Genomic DNA, 17955 nt, shown 5'->3' with positions numbered 1-17955 from the left:
GATTATTATGGAATTTTCTTCGGAATTTTATACGAATTATTTAGTAGAGGATGACGATATAACTGAATTTGAGAGAGAGCAAAACAAACAGCGTCAGCAATATGAAGACAAAATTCTTGCGTTTGTCTGGATGCTGTTTGGATAATCCAATCGGCTTGAGTAATAAAACGAAAGGTCTTATAGATTCACCTTAAAAGAACCTAAATATATATCAGAAGAATTGGGTGCGAATATGAAAAAAGTACAAAGGTATATTGCCGTTGCCGGGGCCGGGCTTGGCTGGCAGATGATGTTTATGGTGACCTATGCTTGTTCAAGTTTTTATGTAGCGTTTCAGAATTCTACGGGCTATTCAAACACACAAATTGGATTATTGCTGTCATTGTATGGTATCATGCAACTGATCATGTATATTCCTGGGGGGTGGCTTGCAGACAGGGTAAACACAAAAACTTTACTGGTCATCGGCTGGATGGGGACATCTTTAACCGGTTTTGGAATTGCAGTGCTTCCGAGTTTCAGCATTATGATAGCGCTGTATCTTTTGAATGCGGTATTTGCCTGTGGTTTTGTTTTTAATGCAAATCAGAAAATGACACGTCTTCTTGGAACAAACGAAGAGCAGGGAAAGCTTGTTACGTTCCGGCAAATTGTGCGAAATGTTTCAACGATACCAATTAGTGCGATGGGCATTTGGCTGATTGCAAGTATCTCCTCGGTTAGATTAAGCATGCAAATTGTTTTAATTTCTTTTTCAGCATTAAATTTACTCGGAGCATTGTTGATTTTGTTCTTTTTTAAACCAGAAATAAAGGATACAGCTAAAGAAAATCCTGTTACATTTTCCGATGTAAAAAATGTTTTGAAAATTAGAAATGTATGGTTGATTGGCGTGATTTGTTTTAGCATTTATCTGGCATCGACTTCATTAATTTATATGCAGCCCTATATGGTTGAATTCTTTGGATTAGATGCAGCACAATCGACGACATTGGGAGTTATTTATAAAAATATTGGAATTGTCGCGGCTCCGTTTTGTACTTTTTTAGGCAACCGTAATCGTGATAAAGTTTCAATAACCAAAGTGATTTCGATTGCTTGTTTTATCAGTGCTATTTGTTTTATCTGTTATATAATTTTTCCGACCGTTCCAGAATTACTCACATTAACCATTGTTGTATTTTTACTTGCTTCTTTCTGGGTAGTCGGTGTTTGGGGAATCATGTTTATTCCAGTTTCAGAAATTGAACTACCAGTTCGCTTAACGGGAACAGCTATGGGGGTTGTGTCAATTATTACTTATATTACAGATGCGTTTTATTATTCGCTTTGTGGTGGCTGGATTGACCAGTATGGGGCAGGAGGATATTTTAATATCTTCTTATTAACTTGTATTTGCCTGATCATCGCTTTTATTGCAGGACTTTTTGTGGCTAAAGACATTAAAAAGATTCGGGCAAAAAATGATACAGATGTACAGGGTGAAGGCGAAGTACAGGTTCAATTGTAAAACATAGTGATACTTGAAATTTTCTCCCCCAAATTTATAAAGAAGGTATGTTATGAAAAAGATCAAAAAAAGAGTTTTTATTCCTGCGTTAGCAGTCGTTGGAGGTGCTGCGATTCTTGGGTGTATAAGAGGAGATTTGCTGTCCGGTAACTTAGAAAATTTGTTTAACATTTCTTTGGACAAACTCGGCTGGTTATATCAGATTATTACAGCAATTACCTTTGTTCTTTGCATTATTTTGAGCTTTTCAAAAAAAGGTCGAATTCGTATTGGGGGAGAAAAGGCTCAAGCACATTACAGCTTTAAATCTTGGTTTGCGATGTCATTAACTGGGGGGATTGCAGTTGGCACAATAACCTATGGTGTGTCATTGCCAATGATTTATTTCAAAAACATCTTTGGTGAGCTCGATGGCTTTGGAATTGCAGCCGGAAGTGAAGAAGCCGCTATCTTTGCTTTAGGACGGATTATACATGAATGGTCGTTTTTTCCCTATTCAATCGCAGCGGTCAGTGCGCTTTGTATTGCCTATATGTGCTATAACATGAAAAAACCCCTTAGTATTTCAAGCTGTTTAATCCCTCTGTTGGGTGATAAAAAAGCCGGAAAGCTGGCGACTGTTATTGATGTTCTGGCAGTTATCGCGCTGGTTTTAGGACTTTCTGGCAGCTTGGGTGGTGGTATTGTACTGATCGCCTCTGGATTGAAGCTAATATATGGAATCGAGACAACCCAAACAATTTTAATTATTATTACAATGTTATTTGCTTTTGTTTTTATTTTTTCATCGATAAGAGGAATAAAGAAAGGAGTTCGTGTATTTGCGAATATAAACACATATATTTTCTACTTATTGCTTTTTATATTGTTTATCTGCGGGCCAACATTATTTATTCTAAATCATACAACAACAGCCTTTGGGTATTGGCTGCAAAATTTGCCTTTGTGGACATTTGATACAGGAATTCTTGGAGGAGAAACCCTTGTTAAATGGTGGACGATTATGACATGGAACTTTTGGATTGTTTATGCACCGGTAACAGGAATCTTTCTGGCAAATATTTCTTATGGCAGAACAATTCGTGAATTTATGATCGTGAATTTTTTTATGCCATCACTATTTGCGATTATATGGTTTGGTGTGTGGGGAGGGACAGCAATCAACTGGCAGATGGAAGGTGTCGTCGATTTTGTACCTATTATTCAACAGGTTGGTCCTCTTAGTGCGCTGAGTGCTTTCTTTAACAATCTTCCATTTACGAAGGTGATGATTCCATTGATGTTTGGTCTGCTGATTTTATCATTTGCGACATCGGCGGACAGTAATATTATTGCGGTTTCCTCTTTGTGCATAAAAGATGAAGGGCTGGAAAATGAAGCGCCGATTTGGGTTAAGTTAACCTGGGGGCTGCTTTGTTCAATTATTGCGTGTACGATGATATTATTTACAAAAGAACAGGAAGGGCTGTTAGCAATTAAATATATGGGCTCGGTTGGTGGTATTATTGTTTTTGGAGTGTTTATTTTAATGGTGATTTCAACCATAAAAATATTTTTTATTGACAAAAATGATTAATAGAATCAGATTTAAGAGATTTTTAAAAGTTAAAGGAGATTGGTATGTTAAGTAATAGAACGATTCAGGATGAAAGAACTCAATTATTTAAAAATGTTTTTGATGGAAAAGTACCTAAACGTGTGCCGATTGATATTGATTTTTCATGGGATGCCGCCATTGAATATGCAGAACTTGATTTAAAAACGGCGCAATGGGATATGAAACAATGGCCAATATTTTATGAAAAAATGGCTCGGGAATTTCAAAATGATAAGCTGCCACTCACACGCAGCAACCGAACTCCTCGTTTTTATCAGATTTTACAGGCAAAATCTTTTGTGATGAGTGACTCCGGATATATGCAGCATCCGGAAATTTCTTGTCTGGAAGTTGATGAATATGATGAGTTTATAAAAGATCCCTATAACTTTATGACAGAGGTACTGCTTCCAAGATTATATCCTTCAATTCAAAACGACACAATTTTTAGTGCGTTAAATTTTGCGAAAGCCTATAAAGCATATCATGACAGTATGCAATATATGGCAGAAATAGCTGACTGTATGACGGATAAATATGGTTATGCTGTATTACCACCCGGTGCCGGAACAGAGGCTCCGTTTGATTATCTTGCAGATTTAATACGTTCATTTACAAATATAAATAAAGATATTCGCCGCTTTCCACAGAAGGTAGAAGAAGCGTGTGAAGCGCTGCTGCCGCTTACATGCAAAGCGGCTATTGGGCCTGTGCAGAATCAGTATGCCCGATGTTTTATTCCGCTTCATATGGCGCCTTTTTTAAACAAAAAGCAGTTTGAACGTTTTTGGTGGCCAACCTTCCAAAAGCTTATGAAATATATTTTTGAAAATAATATGGGGGCGTGGATTTTTTGCGAACATGACTGGTCCGATAAGCTTGATTATCTTGCAGAGTTAGAGGGCAGAGTTTATATGTGCTTTGAATATGGAGATCCTTCAAAAATCAAAAAAATAGTTGGAAAGAACCATATTGTTTCAGGGCTTTACCCCATCAGTTATCTTCAGACAAAATCAAAACAGGAATGTATCGATGAAGCAAAACGACTTTTAGATATTATGGCCCCTGGTGGTGGATATATTTTCAGTACAGATAAAATTATTTTCTCCCTTAAAGGCCAAATTGCAGAAAATCTTAAAGCAGTTTTAAAAACAGTTCGTGAGTATGGACAATATTGAATTTATTATGCATACAAATTTTTGGGGCAGTTAACGGTAGAATCTGATAAAGGAGATTAATATGGATAATGAAACATATGAATTTGATTGGGAAGCATATTTAGAAAAATTTCCAGTTCTTCAAGGTGTTGAAGCGGCTGAAATATTAAAGGAAGATGAAAAAAATATGTTTTTGTTTGTTTTTGGTCTGTTTAAGTAAAAATTATAAACTAAGAAGGCTGTCTCGAAAGTTAGGTTAAGAAAGCAGCCTTCAATATTTGGATGTGTTTGAAGATGCAAAGTGTTAATAAATTTTTAATAATTTCTTTATCAGCAGGTTAGAAAGTTTCGTTACAATGAGGACAGCAAAATAATGGAGGCTGTCAATGACTGAAAAAAATCTTATAAAAGGACTTTCTGAAAAAGAGGTAACACAGCGTGTGCAGGAGGGCAAGCAGAATCTGACCCAAAGTGCCATGACTAAAACAACAGGTGAGATCGTCAGAAAAAATGTTTTTACCTTGTTTAATCTTATGAATTTGTTGATTGCCATTGCACTTTTCTATGTTGGTGCGTACAGTAATATGCTGTTTATTGGAATTATTATTTTAAATATGGTAATTGGTATTGCGCAGGAGATCAAAGCTAAGAAAACAGTCGAAAAGTTATCACTGCTTTCTGTTCCTTCTGTCACAGTGCTGCGTGATGGAGAAGAAAAAACGATCGCGACAGATGAAGTGGTTCAGGATGATATAATGGTCTTGAGCGCAGGCCAGCAGATTTGCTGTGATGGAGTGGTGCTCTCTGGTGATGCGGAGGTAAACGAGGCGCTCCTGACAGGTGAGGCAGACGCTGTTGGAAAGGTGAACGGCGATAAACTGATGTCTGGCAGCAGCCTGGTCAGCGGCCGGTGTTTGGCGAAGGTCATTCATGTTGGAAATGATAATTACGCGTCTAAAATTGCGCAGGAGGCTAAACAGGTAAAGGAACAGAACTCTGAACTGATGCAGTCCATGCGTAAGGTAACCCGTATTACCAGCCTGTTTATTATCCCCTTGGGGATTATCTTGTTTTTGGAAGCTTTTATTTTACGGAGCGATCCGCTTTTTACTTCGGTAGTGTCCACTGCGGCCGGCCTGTTGGGGATGCTTCCAAAAGGGTTAGTGCTGCTGATCAGTGTATCGCTGGCCGGCGGTGTTGTTAAGCTGGCAAAAGATAAAATTTTGATTCAGGATATGTTTTCTTTGGAAGCATTGTCTCATGTCGATGTACTGTGCCTTGATAAAACCGGTACGTTAACAGAAGGGAAGATGAAGGTGGAAAGTGTACAGATTTTTGAAAATACACTTGCTAAAAAAGTGAAGCTTGAGCCGTTGATGGGTTCCTTTCTGAGATACAGTAATGACAACAATGCGACTTTTCAGGCGCTAAAGGAGTACTTTAAAGAGAGCAGCGCCTGTACTGTGTACTCAAGGGTCTCGTTTTCCTCTGAAAGAAAGTGGGCTGCAATGACCTTTAAAGAAGGGGGCACACTTGTTATTGGAGCACCGGAAAAAGTGTTGCAGGAAGAAATGCCGGATGCGCTGAAGTCGGAGATAAAAAGAGGGAGAAGAGTGCTTGTCGTCAGCGTTACAAAAGATGAAATTACAAGCCGGACAAATTTATCCGAAACGAGGCTGACGCCCATAGCTGGGATTGTTATCCGGGACCGCCTACGCCAAAGTGCACCAAAAATTTTAAGCTATTTTAGAAAACAAGGCGTCACGGTTAAAGTAATATCCGGTGACAACCCGTTGACGGTAGCTATGGTTGCGAAGGATGCCCGGCTAAAGAACTATGACAAAGCGATTGACATGATGACTGTAAGTGAAGATGCAGATTTTAGAAAAATTGCGGAAAAGTATACGGTGTTTGGAAGAACCACACCTCAGCAGAAAAAGAAACTGGTTCAGGCACTGAAGTCTGAGGGGCATTCTGTAGCAATGACGGGAGATGGTGTTAATGACCTTTTGGCATTAAAGGAGGCTGACTGTTCTATTGCCATGGGAAATGGAAGCGATGCCGCCAGACAAGCTGCTCAGGTGGTTCTGTTAGAATCTGATTTTTCAGCGCTGCCGGGACTTTTATTGGAAGGGCGGCGTGTAGTAAATAATGTTACCCGGGCTGCCGGGGTCTTTTTTATCAAGACGATTTATTCAGTGGTCATGACGCTCATATGTGTGCTGGCCAACATTCCTTTTCCGTTCCTTCCGATTCAGATTACATTGATCGACGCTGCTATAGAGGCTTATCCTTCGTTTGTAACAGCTTTTGAGGCAGATGGACGGAGAATCAGGGAGAGGTTTCTGCCTGCGGCATTGCGAAGCGCCCTGCCAAATGCTGCGGCCATCATTGCGGCATTTTTGCTGATTAATTTTACAGCAGGTACAGGACTGATTACAATTGGGATGATCGAAAAAGCAACGATACTCTATCTTTTGGTGGGATTACTCAGCATGCAGGCTGTTATAAAAAATAATATCCCTTTTACAAAGCTTCGTTTGTTTGTTGTTATCACGATGGTGGCTGGGTATTTTGGAGCAATCTTTTTGTTTAGCAATCTACTGGGATTAAAGGTGGCTTTGAGTGCCAGTACGCTTCTTTTGTTTGGTGGAGTGATGGCGATTTCCTTTGGCATAGAACGTATTTTGGCGAAGTGGGTCAGGAATCATGACAGAAAAAAGATGACTGCCAGTAGACGGTGTTTCATGGCCGTTCACAGTGACTTTCAAAAAGAACAGTAATGATAAATTATTGAGCTGCCTTCATTAATTTCTTGTGAAAGAAGCTTGACGCAGGCGGCTGTTTTAAGCTATAATAGATATGTTCATTATGACTGTATATTAGACAGTTAATAATTGTGTCGGCTCTTTGGCATAAAGGTAGGCCGATACAAACGGTACCTGAATAGATTTGTGATAAAGAGCACGCGAGTGTTCTTTTTTTACAGTTTGGGTTATTCCTGAGCTTCCCTTGAAAAACAGGGGGTTCTGAGGTATAATCAAACTAAGAATAGAAGGGGGATTATATGGAGACGAAATATAAAAGAATTATTATCAAGCTGAGCGGCGAAGCCCTGTCTGGTAAGGTTGGATTTGGCATTGATCCACCGACGGTACAGCGCATTTGTGAATCTGTGAAAGAAGTTTTTGAGCAGGATGTTGAGATCGCGATTGTTGTAGGCGGAGGCAATTTCTGGAGAGGCCGTTTTGGCGAAGGAATGGATAAATCGACTGCGGATTATATGGGAATGCTTTCCACTGTTATTAATGCGCTGGCACTGCAGGATGTTTTGGAACAGATGGGCGTGCCAGTAAGAGTACAGACTGCCATTGAAATGAAAGAAGTGGCTGAACCTTATATACGCCGTAAAGCAGTCAGACATCTGGAAAAAAAACGCGTAGTTATCTTTGCAGCAGGCACAGGCAATCCTTTCTTTACGACGGACACCACAGCGGCGCTGCGTGCAGCAGAGGTAGACGCAGAGATGATCCTTTTGGCCAAGAGTGTGGATGCGGTCTACGACTCTGATCCAGAGGTGAATCCAGACGCTAAAAAATATGATCGTCTGACCTACATTGATGTTATTAACCAGGGATTAAAGGTTATGGATTCCACAGCCATTACCCTGTGTATGGATAATAAAATACCAATCCTTGTTTTCGGTCTGGATCAGCCGGAAAATATTTTGAAAGCCGTTCGCGGCGAAACCATCGGAACAATTATCGAGGAGGCAGAATAATGTTAAATGAAATTAAAGACAGAGCCAATGACAAAATGCAGAAAGCCCTGAATAACTTAAATGAGAGTTTGGGAGGTCTGAGAGCAGGCCGTGCGAACCCCCATATTCTGGATAAGGTTACGGTTGATTACTATGGTGCGCCGACAGCCATCAACCAGCTGGCAAGTGTGGCAGTGCCTGAAGCGCGTATGATTACCATTCAGCCTTATGACAGCACCTCGATCTCCGCGATCGAAAAGGCTATTTTGACCGCTGATCTGGGCTTTAATCCATCTAACGATGGCAAAATCATTCGTCTGATCGTGCCGGAGCTAACGGAAGAACGCCGTAAAGAGTTGGTTAAGTTAACCAAAAAGTACGGGGAAGAATGTAAGGTTGCCATGCGTAACATACGCCGTAAAGCGGTACAGGATCTGAAAGACGCTGAGAAGGAAGGTCTGATCAGTGAGGATGAACTGCACCAGGGCGAAAAAGAAATTCAGAAGCTGACCGATGATGAAGTGAAAAACATCGAAGGTGTGCTGAAGGAAAAAGAAGCGGAAATCATGGCAGTTTAGCCAGAAGTGATTTGATTGTTAACTAAAACCATCTCGGTTTTGTTTGTGAAACTAAATAAGTCTTTCACAAGAGTGGGGAAACCCACTCTTGTGTATTTTCTGAAGCTTATTAAAATCTAGGAGAATATATGAAGAAACAATCCAAGGAATCAATGCTGGAGGAGCTCATCGCACCGGTGGTGGAAGCCGAGGGCTATGAGTGTGTTGATGTTACCTTTGAAAAAGCCGGAAAGGACTGGGTATTAACCACCTATATAGACGGACCAAATGGCATTGGGTTGGATGACTGCGAAGCGGTCAGCCGTAAGCTCAGTGACCTGATGGATGAAAAAGACCCTATCGAGCAGAGCTATTTGTTAGAGGTTTCGTCTCCGGGAATTGACCGTCCTTTAAAAAAGGAAAAAGATTTTGTCCGCAATATGGATAAACGCGTTGTGGTCAGTTTCTACGCGCCGGTAAATGGCAGTAAACAGTTAAGCGGTATCCTTAAAGGCTACGATGGTGTAACGCTGACCCTACAGCTTGACTCTGAAGAAATGATGGAGCTGGAAATGTCTGCTGTTTCCAAGGTTGCTCCGGAAATCGAATTTTAGGAAGGCGAATAGTTATGAATGCAGAGTTTATGAGAGCTCTTGATGCTTTAGAAGCAGAAAAGAACATTGATAAGGAGGAACTGATCGACGCTATTGAGGTGTCCATCGAATCCGCCTACAAAAAAAATTATGGCAATGTCCAGGATGTGGACGTAAAACTCGACCGCGATACGGGAGAGATTACCGTTTATGCGACGCGTGATATTGTCGAGGATGTCGAAAATCTGGAAACACAGATATCCCTCGAGGAAGCGCGTGAGATTGATCCAACCTATGAGGTGGGAGATGTCTACCGTAAGGTTATTACTCCAAGAGATTTTGGACGTATAGCGGCTCAGAATGCAAAACAGCTTATTGTTCAGCGAATTAAGGAAGCTGAACGCAATATGGTTTATAACGAATACCTGGAACGCCAGGAGGAAGTAATGACGGGGATCATCAACCGTATCGAACGCGGCAATGTGTTCGTGGATATTGGAAACAGCGAAGGCTGTATGCCACCAATGGAACAGGTTCCCGGAGAAAAATACTACCCTGGACAGCGTTTGAAGGTTTACCTGCTCATGGTGCGCAAGACCACCAAGGGGCCGCAGCTTAGATTGTCCAGAACGCATCCGGGGCTGGTAAAACGTCTCTTTGAGACCGAGGTGCCGGAAATTTATGATGGCATTGTGGATATTGTGTCTATTTCCAGAGAAGCAGGCTCAAGAACCAAGATTGCCGTTAAGGCCAATGATTCGTCCGTTGATCCGGTTGGGGCCTGTGTTGGGCAAAAAGGAATCCGTGTTCAGAATATTATTAATGAGCTGAACGGTGAAAAGATTGACATTATTAAATACAGCGATGATGTACGTGAATATCTGTCCAACGCCCTGAGTCCTGCAAAGATTTACCGGATTCTGCCAAATAAAACCGAAAAAACCGCTATTGCGGTTGTCGATGATTTTCAATTATCACTGGCGATTGGTAAAGAGGGCCAGAATGTTCGGCTGGCGGCAAAACTGGCATCATGGAAAATTGATATCAAGAGCAAAAGTGACTATGAACGTATGCTGGCAGAAAATCCAGACTTTGACGCGGATTATACGAACGCGGGAGAAGAGGAGGATATTCTGGATGAGCTGAAAAATGAATTGGATGAGGTGTTAGATATTCAGATTGATGAAGATAATGCCGAAAGCCTCGATAATGTACTGGACGACTTGGTAATGACGGACGAATTAGAGGATCTGGATGACTTTTTTGAATAAGTAAAGATTTATCCGGTATCTCTGTGATATAATATTATAATGTGTGCAGGAGGAAGCAATGAAAAAAATGCCCGTAAGAACCTGCGTGGTTTGTCATTCGAAAATTGAAAAGAAAAATTTATTGCGTATTGTCTGCAATAAAGACAATGAAATATTCTATGATCCAACGGGAAAAGCCAATGGACGGGGCGCCTATATCTGTGATGACCCAAAATGTCTGGACGCTTTTCTGAGTAAAAATATTCTTGAAAAAGCTTTTAAACGGCCAATCGACAAAGATACCGTCGAAGAAGTGCGTCAAAAAATAAAAGAACAGCTGTCATAGGCCATAAAGGCAGATGAAAATAACAGCTATGGAGAGATCTATGAACAAATAAAAACAATTGAAGGGAGGAATTATATGTCAAAGTTAAGAGTTTATCAATTAGCAAGTGAGTACGACGTTCCAAGCAAGGAATTTGTCGATATCTTAAACAAACATAATATTCCCGTGAAAAATCACATGAGTGTGTTAACAGAACAACAGGTAACTGATTTCAGAAAAGAATACAAAAAGGGTGAAGATACTAAAGTGCAGCCAAAAGCAGCACCTAAAGCAGCAGCGCCAAAACAGGAGGCAAAGGCCCAGAAGCCCCAGCAGCCCAAACAGGAAAGCAAGCCACAGCCTAAAGCACAGCCGCAGTCAAAGCCTCAGCACCAGGAGCGCAAACCACAGCAGTCGAAGCCACAGCAGCAGGAAAGAAAGCCGCAGCAAAGGGACAACAACGCATCCCAGAACCGCCGCCCGGCAGATGGCCAGAAAAATGGGAATAACGGCCAGAGTCCGCAAAAAAGAAATGCCGGGGGACAGGGGAACAACAGCAGCAATAATAACAACCGTCCCAATAATGCCAAGTGCCAGACTGTGCCTAATAACAGCAAGCCAGACCGCAAAAATAAAAACCAGAAAAGAAATAATAATAACAATAATCAGCCTGCTAAGGTCAGAGACCATAGCAAAAAAGGAAAAACAGCCCGCAGCGTTTATAAAAAGATGAAGGATGAAAAAAAGACCGAAAAGATGAAAAATCAGGTCTTTGAGATTCCTGAACTGGTAAGCGTTGGAGAGCTGGCAGAAATTCTGGATGTTGGCGCAACTGAAATTATTAAGATCTTAATGATGTCGGGTACTATGGCAACCATTAACCAGCAGATTGATTATGAAACCGCCGAAATTGTGGCCTCAGAGCTGGGTTATGAAGTTAAAGCTGTTAAAATGGAGGATGTCGTCACCAAAATTCTGGAAGAATATGACGAAGAAGATACCGGAAACGAAGTTAAACGTCCGCCGGTTGTTACTGTTATGGGTCACGTTGACCATGGTAAGACCTCCCTCCTAGACCGTATCCGTAAAGCAAATGTTACAGCCGGTGAAGCTGGTGGGATTACTCAGCATATCGGTGCGTACACTGTTACCATCAATGGTGAGTCAATCACTTTTATTGATACACCAGGCCATGAGGCTTTTACTGCCATGCGTTCCAGAGGGGCGCAGATGACCGATATCGCTATCTTGGTGGTAGCAGCTGATGATGGTGTAATGCCGCAGACTGTAGAAGCGATCAATCATGCTAAGGCAGCCGGCGTCCCGATCATTGTTGCGATTAACAAAATTGATAAAGAAGGCGCCAATCCTGAGCGTGTTAAACAGGAATTAACAGAACATAATCTGGTGGTCGAAGAATGGGGCGGCGATGTTATCGCTGTGCCGGTTTCAGCCAAGAAGGGCGAAAATATTGACACACTGCTCGAAATGGTGTTGCTGGTTTCAGAAATGGGCGAATTAACAGCAGATCCTAAGCGTGCTGCTCGCGGAAGCGTTATTGAAGCCCAGGTTAAAAAAGGAAAGGGTGCAACTGCCAGTCTTTTAGTACAGCAGGGCACACTGCATGTCGGAGATTCCATCATATCAGGTATGACCTACGGTAAGGTTCGTACCATGATTGATGATAAGGGCAAGCGTATTAAGAAAGCCGGTCCATCCACTCCGGTTGAAATTTCTGGTTTATCCGATATCCCTGTGGCAGGGGATGACTTCATCGTGCTTGAAAATGAAAAAGAAGCACGCCAGCTGGCGGAAAAACGCCGTGAAATGGAAAAGGATGCCCGTCAGGCTAAGATGCGGCTGTCTCTGGACGACCTGTTTACAAAGATTCAGGAAGGACAGATTCAGGATATCAATATTATTATCAAGGCCGATGTTCAGGGTTCCATTGAAGCCATTAAGCAGTCACTTGAAAAGCTGAACACAGATGATGTGCGCATTAATGTGATCCACGGTGCCGTTGGTGCAGTGAACGAGACAGACGTTATGCTGGCGTCCACCTCCAATGCAATCATCATTGGCTTTAATGTGCGCCCGGATAAAAACGCACTGGCAGCTGCGGAAACGGAAGAAGTCGATATCCGCCTGTATCGTGTTATCTACGATGCGATCGAAGATGTCAAGAAAGCCATGGAAGGGATGCTGGCACCGGAATTTGTCGAAAAAGTTACTGGGAATGCCGAAGTCCGCGAAGTCTTCAAGATACCCAATGGCAGCATGATTGCCGGTTCCTATGTCACTGACGGTAAAATATCCAGAAATGATGAGGTTCGGATCATTCGTGATGGCATCGTTGTGTTTGAAGGTGAAATCGCATCCTTAAGACGCTTTAAGGATGATGTTAAAGAGGTTGCCAGCGGGTACGAATGTGGTATCGGTATTGATAAATACAATGATATCAAGCTCGGTGACGTTATTGAGACCTTTGTCATGGAAGCCGTGGCAAGAGAACTGTAAAATAAAGGGGGTGCTATTATGGCATCACATCGTATAGAAAAAATTAACGGTCAGATTCAGCGTGAGCTGAGTCTGATTATTCAGCAGAAAATGAAGGACAGCCGTTTCAATCGTGACACACTTAGTATTACTCATGTCAAAGCGGCGTCGGATCTAAAAACTGCGACTATTTATGTCAGTATTTTCGGAACACCTGAGGAAAAGGAAGAAGTCCTGGGTCTCTTGGATAATGCAAAAGGCTTTTTGAGGGCAAATCTTGGGAAGGTGCTTAAGGTTCACTCAATTCCGGCGCTTACTTTCAAATTAGATGATTCTGTGGAGTATGGCATGCATATCGACAGTATTTTAGCAAGTCTGAAAAAAGATAAAGGAGCATCTGAGGATGAAGAAGGTACCGACAGAGATTCTTGATTGTATAAAAGAGAATCAGAGCTTTTTGATTCTCGTGCACAATAAACCCGATGGCGATGCCATCGGGTCTGCTATTGCCCTTGGAAAGGGCCTGAAAGCCCTGGGGAAGGACGTGGATTATTACATCGAAACGCCTTTGGAGGATAAGCTTCAGTTTTTTAGCGAGAGCCGCTATTTTGAAGATGAGCTTCGGGATGAATATGACGTTGTAACCTTTTTAGACTGTTCAACTATGGAATATGCGTTTAAACCAGTCCCGATGGTGGATGCCCGGACCACGATGGTCATTGACCATCATGCCACCAATCAGGGGTATGGCGACATCAATTTTCTAGAGATAACTGCCGCTACTGCCGAGTTGGTTTTTCGTATTTTAGACGCTTTGGGTGTTGAACTGGACCTTGAGATGGTCGAGGCTGTTTTTACCGGTATCTCTACCGATACCGGCAGCTTTCAGTTTGCCAATGTCACCGCCGACACCCATCAGATTTTAAGCCGCCTTTATGAAAAGCGTGATAATTTTGCGGTGTTGTCTAAACGCCTTCACAGCGAGAAAAATTATGCTCAAATGAAGCTGTATGGTAAAGCCGTAGACTCGCTGCAGCTTTATGAAGACAATACCCTGGCATGGATCTTTTTAGGCTATGCTGATATCTGTAAATACGGCGGCCCTGTCCAGATAACGGATGATGTTGCCAACATTGGCATGAACGTTATCGGCGTTCAGCTCTCTGCGACAGTGAAAGAAGTGGAGTGTGGTATTTACCGTGTCTCGCTCCGTTCAAAAACACCGTTCAAAATTGATGTCTCATTGATTGCCCGTAAATACGGGGGAGGCGGCCACATGCGCGCCGCAGGATTTACCTTTAAGGGAGACCTGAAAGCGCTGAAAAAAGAATTGATCGAAGTGATCGAGTATTATAGGAAGCATGAAGAAGATATATGAGTGAGCTAAACGGTTATCTCAATATTTATAAGGAAAAGGGAATGACATCCCACGATGTTGTTTTTAAAGCCCGGCAGATATTACACACAAAAAAGATCGGGCATACCGGGACTCTGGACCCCAACGCCCAGGGAGTGCTTGTTTTATGTGTCGGTAAAGCTACGAAAGCGGTGGAATATTTAAATGACCTGGATAAGGTTTATGAGGCGGAAATTCTTTTTGGTCAGGAAACTGATACCTGTGACTGCACAGGGACAGTAACCGCAGAGGAGCCGATAGACTTTACTGGAGAAGAATTTTTAAAGGTGCTTGAATCCTTTAAGGGTGACAGCATGCAGGTGCCACCCATTTATTCAGCCTTAAAAATCAATGGGCGTAAGCTTTATGACTATGCAAGAGCGGGTGAGAAAGTTGAAATACCGCCACGACCCATACATATCAGCCGGATAGAAGCAATAGAGACGGTAGAATTACCACGTAAGGCCCGGTTTATTGTAGAATGCTCTAAAGGCACATATATCCGTTCCCTTTGCCGTGATATCGGCAAAAAATTAGGGACCGCAGCTTGCATGGGGGATCTTTATCGTAAAAGAGTTGGAGATTTTAGAATTGAAAATGCATTGCATTTATCCCAGCTTAAAAATTTGATGCTGGTGGACCGTGCCCAGGGATTTTTCCATGAGCCGGAGTATGCGCTCGAAAAATTCCGAATGGTAACCGCCAATGAACAGGGCAGCCGTTTTTTGAGAAGCGGCAACCGTTTGTACCAGTGGAATGTTGTAGAAGATTTTGTGAGCTATGAAGACAGCGAAATCCTGCGTCTTTACGACCAGGAAGAATTTGTAGGTATTGGCCGGTTTTGCGCTGGCGAGGAACCCTATGTTCAGCCAATTAAAATGTTTTAGGGAGAATAACCATGAATACCGAAATTAATCCAAATGAAAAAATCGTATTGGCTCTTGGCTTTTTTGATGGTGTGCACTTAGGGCATCAGGAGCTTATTAATGCCACCATCAAAAAAGCAAAAGAACTGAATTGTGCCAGTGGCGTCATGACCTTTGCTGAACATCCACTGACGCATATTTTTCCGGCCTATTCACCGTGGCTTATTACCACGAATGAAGAAAAAGTTCAGGTTATGAAAGACCTGGGGATTGATTATGTTTTTCTGAACCCTTTTAATGATCAGTTGATGTGTTACAGTCCAAAAGCTTTTATACGGGACTATTTACTGCAGAAATATAATGTCGTTCATATTGTGGTCGGCTTTAACTATAGCTTTGGTTTTAAAGGTGAAGGGGATATCCAGATGCTCACGGAGTTTGGAAAGCGCTTTAATTTTGGCGTGACTGTTATTCCACCGTGTATTATCGACGGACAATCTGTCAGCAGTACCCTGATTCGAGAGCTTATCGGTACCGGAAAAGTAAATGAAGTATCAACTTTTTTAGGTCGGGATTACAGCATTGAGGGAACCATTGTAAAAGGCAAGGGGCTTGGGCATACCTTTGATATTCCCACTGCCAACTTGAAAATGAAAGAAAAAGTCATTCTTCCCAGCAGCGGCGTCTATTATACAAAAATAAAGGTGCGCGGCCAGGAACACGATGGCCTTACGAATTTAGGGTTTAATCCTACTTTTGAAAAACACCCCTACAGTATCGAGACTTATATTTATGATTTTGATGAGAATATTTATGGAGATTATGTCACCCTGACTTTTAAAGAGAGAGTTCGTGGTGAAATCAAATTTGACAATCTTGGCGATTTGGTCGCCCAGATCAAAAGTGATATCCGTAATATACATACGCGCTACAGAAAGTAGACATAAAAGGACGACCGCCCATTTCGAGCGGTCGTCCTTTTATGTTGCAAGAAATGATTCGCTTTTCATGCGGTCCAGAATCTGAGCGCAATCATAATCGGTGATCAGCACATTGATATAACCGCCGTTGATGGCACCTGAAATGGCAGCAGGCTTATCAACGCCGCCGCAGACACCAATGGAGTATTTAGTATTTTTGAGCACCCCGAGGTCAATGGACATCATTTTTTCGTTATATTCAAATTTATCAATATTGCCGTTTTCGTCATAAAAAACCATACAGATATCACCACACATTTTCTGTTCACGAATTTCTTCAAATATTTCTGGAGTAAAGTAACCGGTCTTTATAATGGTAGAATTACTGGTAGGGGCACCAATACCCAAAATTGCAATATCCATACGCTTAGCTTTTTTAAAAACGCGCTGAATACTGTTTTCTTTCATCAACTCAATTTTTGTGTTTTTTCTGGAAATCATGGCAGGAGCGTGAAGCGGATAATAAATGCCCCCAAAGGCACGCGCCATGGATTCAGCAATATAATTGCTGTGCAGTTCGGTAGCTACAGTGCCAATACCGCCAATCAAAGGGACAAAGGTAAGATTTGAATGGTAGGAATTGTTGGCGTGTGGCGCGATCTGTGCGACCGTAGTTCCCATGGTGACGCCGATGACATCGCCATCACGTATTATCCGGGAAAGATACTGAGCGGCGGCCTTACCCATCAACGCTTTGGTTTCGGCTGTATCCTCCAGGGTTTCTACAATGAAAACTTCCTTTAAACCATATTTTTCTTCTAACAGCTGTTCCAGCTGAAAATATTTACGTCCATTGGTGTCCGATACCGTAATGGTAACAATGCCGTGTTCCCTGGCGGCGCTCAGCAGCTTAGAGATGGTAGGGCGGGAAATAGATAACTTATTGGCAATGTCCTGCTGGCTCATGTTTTTATTATAGTACATATCGCTGACGCGCAGCATCATGCGTTCATCCTCAATAATATTTTTTTTCATTAAAAAACTCCTCTATTCTATATATCCGTTAGTATGAATTTTAACATAGCTTCCTTAGAAAAACCATTGTTTTCCGTTATAATTTAACAAATGTTTTAAATAGAATAAACGGTAAAAAGAAAATAAATAAAAATTAAAATCATTTAAAATGTTAAAAACAAGAAACAAACTTGCTTTGCAAATGTTCTGATTGATGAAGGAGTTGAATTTCTGTTTTTAGAAAGATAAAGTGTTTGAGTTTATAAATGCTTTAAATAAAGGGATTTCAGGGATTTTGTTTGAAATGATGAAATAATAAAAAATAAAAAAAGAAACATATGTAAAAAATAAATATATCTTCTTAAAAAAATCACTGATGAGTCTTTAAGATTTGACAAAAAATAAAAAACGCATATAATCATAAGTGAATAAGAACAAAAAAGACTTACAGGAACATATGTTATAGAAAATAAAGGAGAGCTCACCTTTTGCCTGTTTAGTGGCGGATATCGCC

Annotated in this window: 17 protein-coding genes; 16 read left to right on the top strand and 1 reads right to left on the bottom strand. The window is 41.5% G+C overall.

The window, feature by feature from the left end:
• The first annotated feature begins 7 nt into the window (after positions 1–7).
• The 16 genes from B2M23_RS21360 to B2M23_RS19040 all read left to right on the top strand — a co-directional run bounded on the left by B2M23_RS21360 (position 8) and on the right by B2M23_RS19040 (position 16448).
• Positions 8–145: a hypothetical protein gene (locus B2M23_RS21360; protein ID WP_167617949.1), complete on the top strand. Its 138-nt coding sequence runs from the start codon at positions 8–10 to the stop codon at positions 143–145.
• 87 nt (positions 146–232) lie between these two features.
• Positions 233–1510, top strand: a complete 1278-nt coding sequence (locus B2M23_RS19105; RefSeq protein WP_038351426.1) for an MFS transporter — start codon at positions 233–235, stop codon at positions 1508–1510.
• Between the two features lie 52 nt (positions 1511–1562).
• Positions 1563–3086: a BCCT family transporter gene (locus B2M23_RS19100; RefSeq protein ID WP_038351427.1), complete on the top strand. Its 1524-nt coding sequence runs from the start codon at positions 1563–1565 to the stop codon at positions 3084–3086.
• 44 nt (positions 3087–3130) lie between these two features.
• Positions 3131–4285 carry a uroporphyrinogen decarboxylase family protein gene (locus B2M23_RS19095; protein ID WP_038351428.1) on the top strand — a complete coding sequence of 385 codons (1155 nt, stop codon included), beginning with the start codon at positions 3131–3133 and terminating at the stop codon, positions 4283–4285.
• 61 nt (positions 4286–4346) lie between these two features.
• Positions 4347–4484 carry a hypothetical protein gene (locus B2M23_RS21355; RefSeq protein WP_167617948.1) on the top strand — a complete coding sequence of 46 codons (138 nt, stop codon included), beginning with the start codon at positions 4347–4349 and terminating at the stop codon, positions 4482–4484.
• Positions 4485–4650: 166 nt separating this feature from the next.
• Positions 4651–7047, top strand: a complete 2397-nt coding sequence (locus B2M23_RS19090) for a cation-translocating P-type ATPase (protein ID WP_038351429.1) — start codon at positions 4651–4653, stop codon at positions 7045–7047.
• Positions 7048–7331: 284 nt separating this feature from the next.
• The gene (gene pyrH / locus B2M23_RS19085; protein WP_013380785.1) at positions 7332–8045 is read left to right on the top strand and encodes a UMP kinase; all 714 of its coding nucleotides are present in this window, start codon (positions 7332–7334) and stop codon (positions 8043–8045) included.
• Positions 8045–8602, top strand: a complete 558-nt coding sequence (gene frr / locus B2M23_RS19080) for a ribosome recycling factor (RefSeq protein WP_038351430.1) — start codon at positions 8045–8047, stop codon at positions 8600–8602. Before pyrH ends, frr begins: the two co-directional genes overlap by 1 nt.
• 128 nt (positions 8603–8730) lie before the next feature.
• Positions 8731–9195 (top strand): ribosome maturation factor RimP, encoded by a 465-nt coding sequence (locus B2M23_RS19075; protein WP_038351431.1) that lies wholly within the window; start codon positions 8731–8733, stop codon positions 9193–9195.
• A 14-nt stretch (positions 9196–9209) separates the two neighbouring features.
• Positions 9210–10445: a transcription termination factor NusA gene (gene nusA / locus B2M23_RS19070; protein WP_013380782.1), complete on the top strand. Its 1236-nt coding sequence runs from the start codon at positions 9210–9212 to the stop codon at positions 10443–10445.
• Positions 10446–10503: 58 nt separating this feature from the next.
• Complete coding sequence (rnpM, locus tag B2M23_RS19065) at positions 10504–10770, top strand: RNase P modulator RnpM (protein ID WP_038351432.1); 267 nt, start codon at positions 10504–10506, stop codon at positions 10768–10770.
• A gap of 75 nt (positions 10771–10845) precedes the next feature.
• The gene (gene infB, locus B2M23_RS19060) at positions 10846–13266 is read left to right on the top strand and encodes a translation initiation factor IF-2 (RefSeq protein WP_038351433.1); all 2421 of its coding nucleotides are present in this window, start codon (positions 10846–10848) and stop codon (positions 13264–13266) included.
• A gap of 18 nt (positions 13267–13284) precedes the next feature.
• Positions 13285–13677, top strand: a complete 393-nt coding sequence (gene rbfA, locus B2M23_RS19055) for a 30S ribosome-binding factor RbfA (RefSeq protein ID WP_038351434.1) — start codon at positions 13285–13287, stop codon at positions 13675–13677.
• Positions 13649–14623: a DHH family phosphoesterase gene (locus B2M23_RS19050; RefSeq protein ID WP_038351435.1), complete on the top strand. Its 975-nt coding sequence runs from the start codon at positions 13649–13651 to the stop codon at positions 14621–14623. The genes rbfA and B2M23_RS19050 overlap by 29 nt, the downstream gene beginning before the upstream one ends.
• Positions 14620–15528 (top strand): tRNA pseudouridine(55) synthase TruB, encoded by a 909-nt coding sequence (gene truB / locus B2M23_RS19045; RefSeq protein WP_038351436.1) that lies wholly within the window; start codon positions 14620–14622, stop codon positions 15526–15528. Before B2M23_RS19050 ends, truB begins: the two co-directional genes overlap by 4 nt.
• A gap of 11 nt (positions 15529–15539) precedes the next feature.
• Complete coding sequence (locus B2M23_RS19040) at positions 15540–16448, top strand: bifunctional riboflavin kinase/FAD synthetase (RefSeq protein WP_038351437.1); 909 nt, start codon at positions 15540–15542, stop codon at positions 16446–16448.
• Between the two features lie 39 nt (positions 16449–16487).
• On the opposite strand, the gene B2M23_RS19035 is transcribed toward B2M23_RS19040, so the two are convergent.
• The gene (locus B2M23_RS19035) at positions 16488–17462 is read right to left on the bottom strand and encodes a sugar-binding transcriptional regulator (protein WP_038351438.1); all 975 of its coding nucleotides are present in this window, start codon (positions 17460–17462) and stop codon (positions 16488–16490) included.
• Between the last annotated feature and the right edge of the window lie 493 nt (positions 17463–17955).

The organism is Eubacterium limosum, from assembly GCF_000807675.2.
Taxonomy (GTDB): domain Bacteria; phylum Bacillota; class Clostridia; order Eubacteriales; family Eubacteriaceae; genus Eubacterium; species Eubacterium limosum.
The sequence above is the reverse complement of the archived record's forward strand: the minus strand, read 5'-3'. Positions and strand labels throughout refer to the sequence as shown.

What these genes read in the sequence shown, in the direction of transcription:
- rnpM (WP_038351432.1), top strand. Translation starts at nt 10,504, where the DNA reads ATGAAAAAAATGCCCGTAAGAACCTGCGTGGTTTGTCATTCGAAAATT.
- nusA (WP_013380782.1), top strand. Translation starts at nt 9,210, where the DNA reads ATGAATGCAGAGTTTATGAGAGCTCTTGATGCTTTAGAAGCAGAAAAG.
- frr (WP_038351430.1), top strand. Translation starts at nt 8,045, where the DNA reads ATGTTAAATGAAATTAAAGACAGAGCCAATGACAAAATGCAGAAAGCC.
- B2M23_RS19095 (WP_038351428.1), top strand. Translation starts at nt 3,131, where the DNA reads ATGTTAAGTAATAGAACGATTCAGGATGAAAGAACTCAATTATTTAAA.
- B2M23_RS19050 (WP_038351435.1), top strand. Translation starts at nt 13,649, where the DNA reads ATGAAGAAGGTACCGACAGAGATTCTTGATTGTATAAAAGAGAATCAG.
- B2M23_RS19075 (WP_038351431.1), top strand. Translation starts at nt 8,731, where the DNA reads ATGAAGAAACAATCCAAGGAATCAATGCTGGAGGAGCTCATCGCACCG.
- pyrH (WP_013380785.1), top strand. Translation starts at nt 7,332, where the DNA reads ATGGAGACGAAATATAAAAGAATTATTATCAAGCTGAGCGGCGAAGCC.
- B2M23_RS19040 (WP_038351437.1), top strand. Translation starts at nt 15,540, where the DNA reads ATGAATACCGAAATTAATCCAAATGAAAAAATCGTATTGGCTCTTGGC.
- infB (WP_038351433.1), top strand. Translation starts at nt 10,846, where the DNA reads ATGTCAAAGTTAAGAGTTTATCAATTAGCAAGTGAGTACGACGTTCCA.
- rbfA (WP_038351434.1), top strand. Translation starts at nt 13,285, where the DNA reads ATGGCATCACATCGTATAGAAAAAATTAACGGTCAGATTCAGCGTGAG.
- B2M23_RS19035 (WP_038351438.1), bottom strand. Translation starts at nt 17,462, where the DNA reads ATGAAAAAAAATATTATTGAGGATGAACGCATGATGCTGCGCGTCAGC.
- B2M23_RS21360 (WP_167617949.1), top strand. Translation starts at nt 8, where the DNA reads ATGGAATTTTCTTCGGAATTTTATACGAATTATTTAGTAGAGGATGAC.
- truB (WP_038351436.1), top strand. Translation starts at nt 14,620, where the DNA reads ATGAGTGAGCTAAACGGTTATCTCAATATTTATAAGGAAAAGGGAATG.
- B2M23_RS19105 (WP_038351426.1), top strand. Translation starts at nt 233, where the DNA reads ATGAAAAAAGTACAAAGGTATATTGCCGTTGCCGGGGCCGGGCTTGGC.
- B2M23_RS19100 (WP_038351427.1), top strand. Translation starts at nt 1,563, where the DNA reads ATGAAAAAGATCAAAAAAAGAGTTTTTATTCCTGCGTTAGCAGTCGTT.
- B2M23_RS19090 (WP_038351429.1), top strand. Translation starts at nt 4,651, where the DNA reads ATGACTGAAAAAAATCTTATAAAAGGACTTTCTGAAAAAGAGGTAACA.
- B2M23_RS21355 (WP_167617948.1), top strand. Translation starts at nt 4,347, where the DNA reads ATGGATAATGAAACATATGAATTTGATTGGGAAGCATATTTAGAAAAA.